Source organism: Streptomyces viridochromogenes DSM 40736 (assembly GCF_000158955.1).
In the GTDB taxonomy this organism is placed as follows: domain Bacteria; phylum Actinomycetota; class Actinomycetes; order Streptomycetales; family Streptomycetaceae; genus Streptomyces; species Streptomyces venetus.
The window spans coordinates 3,823,427-3,837,553 of sequence record NZ_GG657757.1 but is presented as its reverse complement, the minus strand read 5'-3'; the positions used below and the strand labels follow the sequence as shown (position 1 = coordinate 3,837,553).

The 14,127-nt window shown below is 71.2% G+C and carries 12 protein-coding genes; 4 read left to right on the top strand and 8 right to left on the bottom strand.

What is annotated here, in order from left to right:
* Positions 1-14: 14 nt before the first annotated feature.
* Together SSQG_RS16715 and SSQG_RS16710 are read right to left on the bottom strand one after the other, a co-directional pair.
* Positions 15-1,586, bottom strand: a complete 1,572-nt coding sequence (locus SSQG_RS16715; RefSeq protein ID WP_003990976.1) for a sodium:solute symporter family protein — start codon at positions 1,584-1,586, stop codon at positions 15-17.
* 126 nt (positions 1,587-1,712) lie between these two features.
* Entirely contained in the window at positions 1,713-2,501 is a 789-nt protein-coding gene (locus SSQG_RS16710) for an SDR family oxidoreductase (protein ID WP_003990975.1), read from the bottom strand.
* A gap of 79 nt (positions 2,502-2,580) precedes the next feature.
* Here SSQG_RS16710 and SSQG_RS16705 point away from each other — a divergent pair, with 79 nt between their 5' ends.
* On the top strand, positions 2,581-3,420 hold the full coding sequence (locus tag SSQG_RS16705; RefSeq protein ID WP_086025166.1) for a hypothetical protein: 840 nt from the start codon (positions 2,581-2,583) through the stop codon (positions 3,418-3,420).
* A gap of 30 nt (positions 3,421-3,450) precedes the next feature.
* Here SSQG_RS16705 and SSQG_RS16700 read toward each other — a convergent pair whose 3' ends face one another.
* The 3 genes from SSQG_RS16700 to SSQG_RS16690 all read right to left on the bottom strand — a co-directional run bounded on the left by SSQG_RS16700 (position 3,451) and on the right by SSQG_RS16690 (position 9,086).
* Positions 3,451-3,999 carry a GNAT family N-acetyltransferase gene (locus tag SSQG_RS16700; RefSeq protein WP_003990973.1) on the bottom strand — a complete coding sequence of 183 codons (549 nt, stop codon included), beginning with the start codon at positions 3,997-3,999 and terminating at the stop codon, positions 3,451-3,453.
* Positions 4,000-4,034: 35 nt separating this feature from the next.
* Positions 4,035-6,083, bottom strand: a complete 2,049-nt coding sequence (locus SSQG_RS16695) for an MFS transporter (protein ID WP_003990972.1) — start codon at positions 6,081-6,083, stop codon at positions 4,035-4,037.
* A 210-nt stretch (positions 6,084-6,293) separates the two neighbouring features.
* Positions 6,294-9,086: a D-alanyl-D-alanine carboxypeptidase gene (locus SSQG_RS16690; RefSeq protein ID WP_003990971.1), complete on the bottom strand. Its 2,793-nt coding sequence runs from the start codon at positions 9,084-9,086 to the stop codon at positions 6,294-6,296.
* A gap of 236 nt (positions 9,087-9,322) precedes the next feature.
* On the opposite strand from SSQG_RS16690, the gene SSQG_RS16685 reads away from it, so the two are divergent.
* The 3 genes from SSQG_RS16685 to SSQG_RS16675 all read left to right on the top strand — a co-directional run bounded on the left by SSQG_RS16685 (position 9,323) and on the right by SSQG_RS16675 (position 11,558).
* Complete coding sequence (locus SSQG_RS16685) at positions 9,323-10,078, top strand: GOLPH3/VPS74 family protein (RefSeq protein WP_003990970.1); 756 nt, start codon at positions 9,323-9,325, stop codon at positions 10,076-10,078.
* A 233-nt stretch (positions 10,079-10,311) separates the two neighbouring features.
* On the top strand, positions 10,312-11,172 hold the full coding sequence (locus tag SSQG_RS16680; protein WP_003990969.1) for a helix-turn-helix domain-containing protein: 861 nt from the start codon (positions 10,312-10,314) through the stop codon (positions 11,170-11,172).
* 194 nt (positions 11,173-11,366) lie between these two features.
* Complete coding sequence (locus SSQG_RS16675) at positions 11,367-11,558, top strand: DUF397 domain-containing protein (RefSeq protein WP_003990968.1); 192 nt, start codon at positions 11,367-11,369, stop codon at positions 11,556-11,558.
* A gap of 104 nt (positions 11,559-11,662) precedes the next feature.
* Here SSQG_RS16675 and SSQG_RS16670 read toward each other — a convergent pair whose 3' ends face one another.
* From SSQG_RS16670 to SSQG_RS16660, 3 genes are all read right to left on the bottom strand, one after another.
* Positions 11,663-12,541, bottom strand: a complete 879-nt coding sequence (locus SSQG_RS16670; protein WP_003990967.1) for a MerR family transcriptional regulator — start codon at positions 12,539-12,541, stop codon at positions 11,663-11,665.
* 71 nt (positions 12,542-12,612) lie between these two features.
* Positions 12,613-13,116: a glutathione peroxidase gene (locus SSQG_RS16665; protein ID WP_003990966.1), complete on the bottom strand. Its 504-nt coding sequence runs from the start codon at positions 13,114-13,116 to the stop codon at positions 12,613-12,615.
* A 9-nt stretch (positions 13,117-13,125) separates the two neighbouring features.
* Complete coding sequence (locus SSQG_RS16660; protein WP_003990965.1) at positions 13,126-14,118, bottom strand: helix-turn-helix domain-containing protein; 993 nt, start codon at positions 14,116-14,118, stop codon at positions 13,126-13,128.
* Positions 14,119-14,127 lie beyond the last annotated feature (9 nt).

The following is a 14,127-nucleotide window of genomic DNA, read 5'->3' as shown; positions in this document are numbered from 1 at the left end:
GCAGAACCTCGTGATCACTCCTTGAGGGTCGTCCGCACCGCCCCGTCCGCCGGACCGGCCGGTGTCGGGATCGCGGCCGCCGCTGCTCCGTCCCCGTCGGTGTTGATCTTCTCGATGAGGGCCAGCCGCTCGGGGGTGTCCTCCGGCTTGATGTAGCCGACGAGGACGTAGAGGACGAGGGACACCGCCAGCGGCACCGACACCTGGTACTGGAGCGGCACGCCGCCCTCGACGTTCCAGTTGATCGGGTAGTTCACCAGCCAGAAGGCGAGCAGGCCCATCGACCAGCTGACGAGGGCCGCCGTCGGACCGGACCGGCGGAACGTCCGCAGCAGGCCCAGCATCATCGGGATCGCCATCGGGCCCATCAGGCCGGCCACCCACTTGATGACGACCGTGATGATGTCCTTGAACGCCGGGGAGTTGACCTGGGTGGCCGCCGCCATCGACAGGCCGAGGAAGACGACGGTCGCGATCCGGGCCACCCGCAGGCCCTGGCCCTGGGACCAGGTTCGTGCCCTGGCCCAGATCACCGGCGCGCAGTCCCGGGTGAACACCGCCGCGATGGCGTTGGCGTCCGAGGAGCACATGGCCATCGTGTGGGAGAAGAAGCCGACGATGACCAGGCCCAGCAGGCCGTGTGGGAGGAGCTGTTCGGTCATCAGGGCGTAGGAGTCGGAGCCGTCGGGCTTCTGGGACTCGACCAGCAGCGGTGACATCCACATCGGGAAGAACAGCACCAGCGGCCAGACCAGCCACAGGATCGCCGACAGCCTCGCCGACCGCTCGGCCTGGTACGCGTTGCGCGTGGCCATGTAGCGCTGGGCCTGGTTGAGCATGCCGCCGTTGTACTCGAAGAGCTTGATGAAGAGGAAGGCGAGCAGGAACACCGTGCCGTACGGGCCGACCAGCGGTTTCTCGTGGCCCTGGAGTTCGGGGGAGTCCCAGACGCCGAAGAAGCCTCCGTGGTTGTCGAGCCGTACGGCGACGGCGATGAACATGGCGACGCCGGCCAGCAACTGGATGATGAACTGGCCCAGTTCGGTCAGCGCGTCGGCCCACAGGCCGCCGATGGTGCAGTAGACCGCCGTGATGGCGCCGGTGATGAGGATGCCCTGGTTCAGGGAGATCCCGGTGAAGACCGACAGCAGCGTGGCGATCGCAGCCCACTTCGCGCCGACGTCCACGATCTTCAGCAGCATGCCGGACCAGGCCAGCGCCTGCTGCGTCTTCAGGTCGTAACGGTTCTTCAGGTACTCCAGCGGGGAGGCCACATGGAGGCGTGAGCGCAGGCGGTTGATGCGCGGCGCGAATAACTTCGACCCGATGGCGATGCCGAGGGCGATCGGGAAGGACCAGGTGACGAAGGACGTGACGCCGTAGGTGTAGGCGATGCCCGCGTACCCGGTGAACATCACCGCGCTGTAGCCCGACATGTGGTGGGAGATGCCGGAGAGCCACCACGGCATCTTGCCGCCGGCGGTGAAGAAGTCGCTGACGTTGTCCACGCGTTTGTGCGACCAGACGCCGATCGCGACCATCACGGCGAAGTAGCCGATGAGCACGGCCCAGTCGAGACCGTTCATGTGCGCCCTCCCAGGGATCAGCCCGGCGCTCATCGTGGGCACTGTCACGTGAACACGACAAGTGACCGTCGGGTCAAAGGGAGGTAAAAATGTTCGACGTGATGGCCTTGGTTCACCTACATGAACTCACCGCATCAACTCCCCGGCGTTGACCAGCAACGACTGTCCGGTGATCGCCCGCGCCCGGTCCGACGCCAGGAACACCGCCGCGTCGGCCACGTCCGTGTCCGTCGCCAGATCGGGCAGCGCCATCCGCCCGGTCAGCCGTTCCAGGACGGTCGCCTCGGACACGCCCTCCGACTGGGCCGCGAACCGCACGTACGCCCGCACCGGCGGCCCCCACATCCAGCCCGGCAGCACGGTGTTGACCCGGATCCGGTACGGCCCCAGCTCCCGGGCCAGCGAGTACATCGCACTCGTCAGCGCCCCCTTCGACGCCGCGTACGCCGCCTGCCGCACCTGCGACGGGGCCGCCACCGCCGACTGCGTCCCGACGAACACCACCGATCCGCCCCCGCCCTCCTTCAGCGCCGGCAGGCAGGCCCGGGTCATCCGCAGCGTGCCCAGCAGGTTGACGTCCAGCACCGAGCGCCAGGACTCGAAGTCCGCGTCCTCCAGCCCTCCGAAGTAACTGTCCAGGGCCGCCACATGCACCACCGCGTCGATCCCGCCGAACCGCTCCCGCGCCAGAGCGGCCAGCGCCTCGCACCGGGCCTCGTCGCAGATGTCGACCGCGCGGTACGCCGTACGTGCCCCCTCCGGATCGACCTCCTCGGCGATCTTCGCCAGGTTCGCCTCCGTACGGGCCCCGAGCACGGCCCGGCCGCCGTCCCGTACGACGGCCGCGGCCACCTGCCTCCCCAGCCCGGCCCCGACCCCCGACACGACGACCGTCTTCCCCGCGAGCAACGACATCGCAGACCTCCCCGGAACCCTGGCGCATTATCTGACGGAGCGTCAGAGTATGGGTCAGCCGCCGAAGAAGGGGAAGGGCATGAGCGAGGACACCCGCAGCGAGCTGTACGCCGAACTGGCCGCCGTCGGCCCCTACGGCACCCACCCCGGCCACGCCCTCATCACCATGGTCGAACCGCACCCGGGCCACGAGTACGCCTACAACCGCTGGTACGAGGACGACCACTACTACGCCGGTGCGATGGCGATGCCCTGGATGTACGCCGGCCGCCGCTGGGTGGCGACCCGGGACCTGCAACTCCTGCGCTACCCGGAGAAGTCGGCCGTCGCCCAGCCGGTCACCGCCGGCTGCTACCTCTCCACGTACTGGATCACCGCCGGCCGCTACGACGACCACATGCGCTGGACGGTCGCCATCAACAAGCGCCTGGGCCGCGACGCCCGCGTCTACCACGACCGCACGCACGTCCTCACCGCCTTCCAGGACCACGAGGCGACGGTGTACCGGGACGGCGCGGCGGGGCCACGCGACGTCCACGCCCTCGACCACCCCTACGCGGGCCTGGTCCTCCAGGTCGTCGAGTCGGACACCGCGGAGCAGCGCACCGCACTGCTGGAGTGGCTGCGCACCCGCCACCTGCCGGGGCGCCTCGCGGGCTCACCGGCGGCGATGGTGACCGTCTTCCGGCCCACCCCGCTCCCCGGCGACCGCATGACCTACGTCAAGCAGGTCGAGGGCGTGGACACCCGGCTGACCCTGCTGTGGTTCCTGCGGACGGACCCGAGGGAGTGCTGGGAAGCGCACTTCACCGGCCTGGACACGGCCGTGGCGGAGTCGGGACTGGGCAGGGTGGAGCTGGTGGCGCCGTTCGTCCCGACGGTGCCCGGCACGGACACGTACGTGGACCGGCTGCGCTGACAGGAAGGCGCCAGGCCGGGCTCGCCGGGCTCAACCGGACGGCGCGACCGGGGACCGCACGCCGAACCACTGCTCGGCGCCGAACTCCTCGAACCGCTCCACCTCGGTGAACCCCAGCCTCGCCGCGAGGCGCATCGAGCGGGCGTTGGCGGTCTGGGTGCAGAGGACCACCGGCTCGCCGGGCAGCGCGTCGGCGCACCAGCCGAGCGCCGCCCCGCACGCCTCGGCGGCGTACCCGCGTCCCCACGCCTGCGGCAGGAACGTGTAACCGAGCTCGACCTCCCCGCCGTCCGCACGGATATGACCCGGACGCTCCGCCTCGCGCCGGTCAAGCGTGACCAGGCCGATCATCGCTCCGTCGAGATCGATCACGAACAGGCCGGGGCGCCGCCCGGGCGCCTCGGGCATCGCGCGGTCGAGCTCGTCACGCGGCCGGGGACCACCGAGATAGGCGTGCACCTCCGGCGACGCGAACAGCTCGACGAACGCCGCACGGTCGCGGGCCTCGGACTCGCGGAGCACGAGCCGTTCGGTCCGTATCGGGGCAGGGGGCCAGGCGACGGGTCCTAACTCGGTCATGGCGGGCAACCTATCGCGCGCCGGACCCACCCCGGTCAGCGCAGTTCCTCCGGGCACGGCGTCCCCCGGGGCAGCTGGTAAGGCGCCGCCAGGCGGTACGTCCCCGCCTTCGGGGCGAGGAGTTCCGTCCACTTGTCGCCCTGCGCGTCCTCCACCGTCTCGGTCAGACAGCCGTTGACGTTGACGTACGTCTTCGGCTCGCCCTCGGGACGGTTCCTGGACGCCGGCGTCTCCTGCGGCGGCTTCAGGCTCTTGCCCTCCTCGTCGACGATGCTCAGCCACGGCGAGTACGGGATCCGGACCAGGATCCGGCCCGCCTTCTTCACCTGGAGCACCATCTCGCCCTGCTCGGCCCGGTCGACGACCGTGTTCGGCTCGGCCAGCGGGGTGGGGGCGGTCACCTCGAACAACTGCCAGGTGGCGTCACCCCAGACCTGGTTGAGGTACGGCAGCCCGCGCCGCACCAGCGCCCGCTCACGCTGGCCCCCGTCACCGTCCGGCTCGCCCTTCGGCAGCACCACGTAGTGCACCGCCCAGCGCTTCAGCCACTCGTGGTAGTTCGCCGAGTTGAGCGTGTCGTCGTAGAAGAGGGGGTTGCGCTCCATGTCGGCCTGCCGGTTCCAGCCGCGGGCCAGGTTGACGTACGGGGCGAGGGCGGAGGCCTCGCGGTGGGAACGGGCGGGGACGACCTCCACCCGGCCCTTCTCGGCGCCGACCTCCTGCAACTCGTTGACCAGCGGGGCCAGCTCGCGCGACCAGTTCGCCGCCGGGGCCGTGTGGACGATGTCGTCGACCGACTTGAAGCCGATCCACACGACGAAGCCGACGAACGCCACGACGACCGCGTACCAGCCGCGGCTGCGCGGCACCGTGAACGGCAGCGCGGCCACCAGCGCGACCCCGGCGAACAGCATCGCCAGACGCGTGATGTTCGAACCGATCTGGCTGCTGATCAGCCACACCAGCACGACACTCAGTCCGTACACGGCGGCCGTCAGCCGGACCGTCTTCCACTCCTCCGGCACGAGGACGTAGACCAGGACGGAGAACGCGAGCGGCAGGAGTACCGAGGCCCACGTCATCGGCTGCGTCCCCGAGAACGGGAACAGCCACGCCGACATCGCCACCACCGCGGTCGGCGCCAGCCCCAGCGCCCACGCGCCGGGCCGCCGCTTCTGCAGGAACAGCGCCACCGCCACCAGGCCCACGAACAGGCCCGCGACCGGCGACGACATGGTGGCCAGCGCGGCCAGCGGCGCCGCGGACAGGGCCTTCGCCCAGCGCTTGTAGCGCCAGCGGTACGGCCAGCAGAACACGACGGCGACCGCGCCGAGCGCGAACATCATGCCCAGGCCGAACGTGACCCGCCCGGACACCGCGTTGCAGAACAGCCCGAACACGCCCGCCAGCGCAGCCCAGAGCGGGTTGCGGACCGAGCGGCTGCGCATGAGGAGCAGGGTCAGCAGGCCGGCCGAGACCGTCCCCGCGATCATCATCGTCGTCCGCACGCCGAGCACGGACATCAGGTACGGCGACACCACGCTGTACGAGACCGGGTGCATCCCGCCGTACCAGGCGAGGTTGTACGCCGAGTCCGGGTGCCGGCCGACGAACTCGGCCCACGCGTCCTGCGCGGCCAGATCGCCACCGCTGTTCGCGAACGTGAAGAACCAGACGACGTGGAGCACTCCGGCCAGACCGGTGACGGACAGGACGGGGTGGCGCAGCATGCGCTCACGCAGGGTCAGGAGGACGCCCGGCATCCGGGAGTCGGAGGTGCCGGGGGTGCCAGGGGTGGGGGTGCCGGGGTCGCCGGTGGTTTCGCGGGTGCCGGAGGCGCCAGGGGTGCTGGGCACGTCGCCGTCACGGCTGCCGGGGCCGTCGCGGCCTTCCCGGGCGCCGGCTTCCCGCATCCCGGCATCGCGCGTGCCCGTTTCCCGCGTGCCCGCCTCCCGCGTGCCCGCCTCCCGCGTGGTGCCGGCGCCCCGCGGGTCGGTGTCCCGTGGTGCGGACAGGCGTATTCGCGGGCCGGATACCGGGCCCGGATCGGCGTCGTCGGCGCGTGTCGGCTCCGCAGTGGCCACTCGAAGGCACTCCCCGTGTCCCGTCTTCTGTTCTCGACGTCTCGTTCTCGTCTTCCGCTCCCGGCCGTGTCCCGTTGGTCCGCGGTTCACGGCCGTGCCGCAGGCAACCGAGTCCTGCCCGATTCGCGACGCTAGCACGCACCCCACCGGGCGGCGCCCGGACGGGCGCTCACCCGGTGGGGTGCGGTGGTGCGAGCGGGCGGTCCCGGCTCAGCCGAGGCGCGTCAGCTTGTCCGCGAAGCCCGGCTCCACGAGGTCCTTCTGGAGGGCGACCGGAACCTTGACCGCGCTGGTGGTGCCGTCGCCGACGGTGAGCGTGCCCACCTTCGTACCGGCCTTCGCCACGTGCGGCAGCTCGTCCGCGGCGAACGTCAGCTTCACGGACAGGCCCGCCCAGCCGACGGCCGTGACGTCCTCGGTGACGGCGACCGGCGTACGGCCGCCGAGACCGTCGTCCGCGTACCCGACGACATCGCCCTTCTTCAGGATCGTCGCCGACTCCAGCGCGCCCTGGGCGGCCCGGATCAGCTGGTCGCCCTCGTGGAGCGCGGCGCCCAGGATGGTGTTGTCGGGGCCGCCGGCGGGCTGGCGCACCACGGCGCCGATGATCCGGCGGGTCTCGCCGTCGACGTCCTTCTTCGCGGCGAAGACGAGGTTGCCGAGGGCCGAGGTGGTGGTGCCGGTCTTGATGCCGGTGACGTCGTTGTAGCCGACCAGACGGTTCCAGTTGTCGTGCTTGGTGCCCTTGTAGTCGACGTACGACATCATCGCGGCGACCTCGCGGAAGGCGGGCTGCTGCATGGCGGCCTTGGCGAGCTTCACCTGGTCCACGGCCGTGGAGACGGTGGTGTTGTTCAGACCCGACGGGTCGGTGTACGTCGTGTTCTTCATGCCGAGGTCCTTGGCGGCGTCGTTCATCTTCTGCACGAACGACTTCTCGGAACCGGCGTCCCAGCGGGCCAGCAGGCGCGCGATGTTGTTCGCGGACGCGATCAGGATGCTCTCCAGAGCCTCCCGCTGGGTGATCTTGTCGCCCTTGGTGACGTCGACGGTGGACTCCTGGCCGGCGTCGGACTGGTCCTCGGCGGCCTGGTCGATCTCGATCTTCGGGCCGGGCGCGCCGCTCTTCAGCGGGTGCTCGCGCAGGATCAGATAGGCGGTCATGACCTTGGCGACACTGGCGATCGGCACGGGCTTCTGCTCACCGGACGACCCGAACGTGCCGATCCCCTGCACGTCCAGAGCGGCCTGGCCCTTGTCCGGCCACGGGATGTCGGGCTTGCCGCCCTCGAAGGTGTAGCTGTCCTTCGCGGTCAGCTCGAGGGTGGGCGCCGGCAGCGGGCGCACGCTCTGCACGACCCCGAGGAGGACCACCAGCAGCAGCGCCAGCGGCGTCCAGATCTTCACCCGCCGTACGGCCGTCCGCAGCGGGGTGTCCGGCGGCGGCGGGGTGTTGGTCAGCTCCGCGAGCAGGTCCAGCGGAGGCTTGGGCGGCAGCGGCTGCTGCGTGGTCCGCTCGGGGCTGACGGTGGGTACGGGGGCCGTGGCGTCGGCGGGGGCGGCCTGTTTGGGCGCTGCGGGCGCTGCGGTCGGTGCCGTCGGTGCGGTTTGTCCGGTGGACGCCGGCTTGCGCGTCGACGGGTCGTCCAGCGGCTTGAGCGCGACGAACTTGCTGGTCCGCTCGGACTCCTTCTCGGGCACGTCCTTGACGCCCTTGGCGCCCTTGACGTCCTTCGCGACCCCGCCGAGCTTCAGCATGGTGGTCGGCTGGTCGACCGGCGGCCGCGGGGCCTTGAAGACGGCGGTGGGCTGGTCGACCGGGGGTTCGGGGGTGGCCTTGTCGCCGTCGTCCTCGTCGTCGTCCGCCTTGGGGGCCTTGTCGGTGCCGTCGGCGTCGGAGTCCGCGTCGGAGTCGGGGTCGGGGTCGGAGTCGGTGGTGTCGTCCGTGTCCGTGTCGGCCTTGGGTGCGGCCTCGGCCTCGGCCTTGTCGTCGGCGGCGTCGGTGTCCGTGGCGGAACGGTCCGCCTCTCGCTCTTCGGCCTCCTCGTCGGCCCCGTCGGCCTCGTGGCTCTGAGAGGCCTCAGACGCCGCCTCTACGGCCTTCTGGCCGCCTTCCGGGGCGTCCGCGGGCTCTTCGGCGCTGTCACTCGCCTCATGGTCGTCCTCGGTGACCTTCTCGGCTGCGGCGGCGGGCTTGTCCGCGTTCTCCGCCTCGTCGTCGTCCTCGGCGTGCTTGCCGGTCTCGGCGGCGGGCTCGCCCGAACTCTCGGCTTCGCCCGAACTCTCGGCCTCGTCGTCGTCCTCGGCGTGCTTGCCGGCCGCGGCGGCGGGCTTGTCCGCGTTCTCGGCCGCGTCGTCCTCGGCCTCCTGGTCGGCCTCGGTGTCCGGTTCGGCCTCGGCGGAGTCGTTCCCGCTTCCCGCCGCCCCGGTCTCCCCGGTCTCCTCGGTCTCCTCGGTCTCCCCGGCCGGGTCGTCCGCGTTCTCGGCGTCAGCCTTCCCGGCGTTCCCGGCCTTACCGGCCTTCCCGTCGTCCGCGGAATCCTTTCCGGCGTCCTCGGAGTCCGCGTCCTGGGCCTCCGTACCGGCAGGCTTCCCGTCCTCGTCCTCGTCCTCGTCCGCCGACGCGACCCACGCGGCGACGGCGTCCCGCAACCGGCCGTCACCGGAGGCGGAGTCGGAGTCGCCCTCGCTCCGCTCACCCGAGCCGGAGGACTCTCCGGTGCCCTCGTCCTTCTCGGCGTCCGCGCCCGCGTCCTCGGCGCCGGAGTCGCTCTCGCCCTGCTCCGTGTCCTCGTCCTCCGGCCCCTCGTCCGTCCGCACGGACAGCACACGGGTCGCCGTGTCGACGCCTCCGCGTGTCGAGGACCTCTTCGCCTCCCTGGCCATCGCGAGCCGCGGATCGGCGGACTCGCTCCTGGCCTCGGGAACCGGACTCGCGCTCCCCGACGTCCGTTCTGCCGACGACTCGCGCTGCTTCGACCTGTCGGGGGACTCGCCCGCCACCGATGCCTCCTCCTCGCGCCGCACTCCCCGCGTGCGCGTACCGAACCGTGAACCGCCGCCCTGACACCGCTTTCCCGCGCTGTCCGAACCATGTACCAGTGTCCTGTGCGCGCACTGAACCCACCCGGTAGACGAGAACGACATACCTACTGGTTCCACTACGAACCGGTCACGCACCCTCGACAGACCAATGTGAGAGGGGTCACCCTGTCTTTCATCCACGCGGGGAGGCATGGATGGGCAGGAGCCGCAGAACACTTCCGGAGGAGCTTCTGCTGCTGGCATTGGACCCGGCCACGGGTACCACTGCGCAGCCGCAGTCGCTCGACCTCGGTCTGGCCGGAGCACAGCTAGTAGAGCTGGCGCTGGCCGGACGGATAGCCCCAGACGGGGATCGTATCGCCGTGGTAGCCCCACGGCCGACTGGAGACCCAACGTTGGACTGCGCGTTGGAGTTGCTGCGTAGGCGCGGCGCTCCCGTGCGGGCAGTGAACTGGATTGGCGGGCCGCGTCTCGGGCTTCGCCAGACCTACCTCTCGCATCTGGAGCGGTGCGGCATGGTGCATGCCGTGGCGGGCCAGATGTGCGGAGTGCTGCCGACGACTCGCTACCAGGCGACGGACACCGAAATCAGCCGGGAGATCAGGGCCCGGCTGGACTCGGCGATCCGCACCGGCGTACCGCCGGACCCGCGGACCGCCGCGCTCGCCGCCCTGGCACACGCGGTCGGCCTCGGCAAGCACCTGTACCCGGGCAACGAGGGACGCTCCTCTCGCTCCCGGCTGCGGGACCTGATCAGGCACGACCCCATGGGCGGTCTCGTCGCGCACGCCGTGATGGACGTCCAGAACGGCGTGGCGGCCCAGCCGCGCCGCAGCCCGGCCCCGTCCGGCCGTCAGGCCGCCGGCGGAGCCAGGCCCGCACCGGAACCCGCCCGCGGTGTTCCGATGCAACCGCGCCACGGAACCATGGCGCGTGCCGCGGCCCACTGAGCCGCGCCGCACCACGAACACCACGCCGCACCCAGAGCCCGGTCACGGGAGCCGCTGTCCGAGCGGGGCGGGGAGAGCACACACTCTCCCCGCCCCGCTCGGCGTGCCCGTGTCCGAACTGGCGGGTACCCGCCGCATATCCACCGTTTCCCAGCGGTAGTAAGCGCCTTGGTGGCAGTCTGCTCAGCAGCAGATACGCAAAGTAGAGGCACGCAGCCGGAGGTGCACGTCCCGTGGCGTCCAATGTCAATCCCACCGTCAGGCGCCGCCGGCTCGGCCAGGAGCTGCGCAGGCTCCGTGAGCTCAAGGGCATGACGGCCGAAGAGGTCGCCGAGCGGCTGCTGGTGTCGCAGTCGAAGATCAGCCGGCTGGAGAACGGCCGGCGCAGCATCAGCCAGCGGGACGTCCGCGACCTGTGCGGGGTCTACGAGGTCGAGGACCAGCGGATCGTCGACTCGCTGATGCAGATGGCCAAGGACTCCCGGCAGCAGGGCTGGTGGCACGCCTTCGGGGACATCCCGTACAGCGTCTACATCGGCCTGGAGACGGACGCCGAGTCGCTGCGGGTCTACGAACCGCAGATCATCACCGGCCTGCTGCAGACGCGTGCGTACGCCGAGGCCATCATCCGGGGCGGCTCGCCCGAGGCCTCGGAGGCGGACAACGACAAGCGCGTCGAGGTCCGGCTGCGCCGGCAGGGCCGTATCACCGCCGAGACCGATCCGCTGCGGCTGTGGGTGGTCCTGGACGAGGCGTCCCTGCACCGGGTCGTCGGCAGCCGGCAGGTGATGCGCGAGCAGCTGGAGCACCTCATCGAGATGTCGCAACTGCCCCACATCACCGTGCAGGTGCTGCCGTTCGAGGTCGGCGCGCACGCCGGCATCAACGGCCAGTACTCGATCCTGGAGTTCGCCGACGCGGCCGACTCGAGCGTGGTGTACATCGAGGGCGTGACCAGCGACCTGTATCTGGAGAAGCCGCTCGACGTGCAGAAGTACACGGTGATGTACGAGCATCTGCGCGCCCAGTCGCTGAACGTGGACCAGTCGCGGCAGCTCGTCGAGCGCCTGGCGAAGGACTACGCGCGGGGCTGACCAGCCGTCGGGTGACCTTTCGTCGGGCAAAGCGCGGGATGCTACACCCCTGACACGCCTGACTGGAAGTCTCCCCTGGAATATGCCATCCAGTCGAGTGAATGGCTGCTCCGAAAGAGGATGTTGGCGAGTAGCGTCGATCACGCCAACCACCAGCACGGGTTGGCGTAAACGCAACTGGCTACGGAGCGAACATGGCAATTCGTCTGGGCGCCACGGAAACGTGGACGACGTCCTCCTACACCAACAACAACGGCGCCTGTGTGATGGTCAGGTCGACCGTCGAGCAGGCGCTGGAGCTCGGTGACACCAAGATCCCCGAGGGCCCCAAGCTGGCGTTCCCCGCCGACGCGTGGAACGCCTTCGTGGCCTCGGTCAAGTCCTGAGACACCGAACGACGACAGCACAAGCACCACCGACAGAGCCCTCTCGACCAGCATCGCCGTCCTAGCCGAGAGGGCTCCGCTCGTGCCCGGCCCCCGAAGAGGGGTCAGCTCACCGGGAACGCCACGTCACACACCGGGTCCCCGGCTCCCGCCGCGTCCCAGTCCGCGAAGTACACCTCCCGGCACGGGCCCGCCTGTTCCAGGCCCTCCCGGGTGATCCACTCCTCCACCGCCTCGAAGGCCGCCATGATCTGAGGATGGGCCACCTGCGCCTTGGTGATCCGGGTGTAGGCCAGCCGCCGGGCGGGGTCCACCCGTACCGTCGTCCCACGGGCCCGGCCGTGCCGCTCGACCCACTCCCGGGCCGCCGCCTCGTCGGCCACCGGCACGCAGGCCTCGGCCGGTCCGTCGCTCTCCATCGACACCTCGGAGTGGTAGACGACGAACGGCGCCGCCGCGACGCCGCCGCACTCCCGTGCCGCCGACTCCAGGCGGCCCAGCGACGCCCCGATCCACGTGGGCAGCTCGCCCGCCAGGAGATGCCGGGTCTCGCTGATCACCACCTGCCCGGGCACGTCCACCGTCTCCACCGCGAACTTCTCGTACATCTCGGAGCTCCTCCCCGACAGCCGTCCACGGAGGTACTCGGCGAGCGTCCGCTGCCCCGCCACCCGCGCCTCGACGTTCGCCCAGTACGCGCCGAGCAGCTCGGCCGCCGCCGGCCCGTCGCCCGCCGAGACCACCTCGGCGATCCGGGCGAGCGGCATGTCCAGCTGCCGCAGCATCGCCACCAGCCGGGCCCGTTCGACCTGGCCGGCGCGGTAGTAGCGGTAGCCGGTGGTCTCGTCGACATGCGCCGGTGACAGCAGCCCCAGCCGGTCGTACAGCCGCAGCGCCTTGGCCGACAGCCGGGCGCGCGCGGCGAACGCCCCGATGGTGAGCAGGTCCCGGTCCGGTACGTCCACCACGGCATCCTCCGTCATCGGGCGGCTCTTCCGCCCGACGACGAGGACACTCGGGCCTGCCCCAGGGGCAAGGTCAACCGGGTCGGTTCTCAGGCCAGCTGGGCCTCCACCGCCGCCACGACCTCCGCCGACTCCGGCTCGGTCTGCGGCGAGAAGCGGGCGACGACCTGGCCGTCCCGGCCGATCAGGAACTTCTCGAAGTTCCAGCGGATGTCCCCGCTGTGGCCCTCGGCGTCGGCGAAGCCGGTCAGGCGGTCGTACAGCGGGTGCCGGTTCTCACCGTTGACCTCGACCTTCTCGGTCAGCGGGAAGGTCACGCCGTACGTCGCCGAGCAGAACTCGGCGATCTCCTCGGCGCTGCCGGGCTCCTGACCGAGGAACTGGTTGCAGGGCACGCCGAGGACGGTGAACCCGCGCTCCGCGTACTGCTCCTGGAGCTTCTCCAGACCCGTGTACTGCGGGGTCAGGCCGCACTTGGAGGCGACGTTCACCACGAGCACCGCCTTGCCCGCGTACTGGGACAGGGCGGCGGAACCGCCCTGCAGCGCACCGATCTCGACGTCGAGGGGAGAGGAACCGTTGGTATTCGTCATGCCGGGAGCCTAGCTCCGCCGGGTGCCGTGCCGGCTGCGGGCCTCGGCGGCATCCACCAGTACCTGCCCCGCCGCCGTCCGCGAGTACAGCACCGACCTGCCCGCCCGCCGCCGCTCCACCAGCCCGGCGTCCAGCAGCACCCGCAGATGCCGCCCGACCGACCCGAGGCCCTGGCCGGTCACGGCGACCAGCTGGCTGGTGCTGAGCGGGGAACCGAGCCGGACCAGCACACCGGCGCGGGCGGCTCCGAGCAGCGCGCCGAGGCCGGCGGGAGCGGTCCTGGCATCGGGGTCGGCGAGGGCACCCGCACACGGGTAGACCAGCGCGTACCGGTCCGTGCCCTCCCAGGACACCCAGCCGATGCGCTGCGTGGTGATCGGCACGAACACGAGCTCCGCGCCGGAGATCTCGCGCGGCGGATAGTCGCGCGCGTTGACCTGGAGCCGGTTCTCGCCGAGCCACCGGGTCCCCGGCCGCAGCGCGCCCAGCGCCGACGCCCAGCCACCCCTGCTGACCTGCGCGGTCCGCGCGACCACATCGGCCTCCAGGATGCGCCGCCGGTGCGGCCAGTACGGTCGTACGGCCGTGGCCCAGACGTACGTCAGCAGGTCCGCCGCGCGCTCCGGCAGGTCGTCCCGGTGCAGCCGGGCCGGGACCGGGCCGCGCAGGGAGAGGGTGAGATCGGAGCGGGCCGCCGCCGGGTCGGCCGCCCGCACCTTCGCGACGCCCTCCTCGAAGGTCTCCCCGTCGCGCGGGGTGGGGGAGAGGAAGTCGGCCGTCCAGTCCCGCCCGATCCCGGCGCTGACGAGCAGCGCGGTCACCGGATCCCGCGCCAACCGCCGCCGGTAGTCGGGCAGATGGGCGTCCAGCCAGCCGCGCTCGCCGGGATGCGCGGCCACGGCCCCGTGCAGCAGCCGCAGGCTCCCGAAGGCCTCCGCGAACGGCGAGATCAGGAACCGGCTGCCGGCCAGGGTGTCGGCGTTGATCTGCCACCAGCCCATGGAAGACCC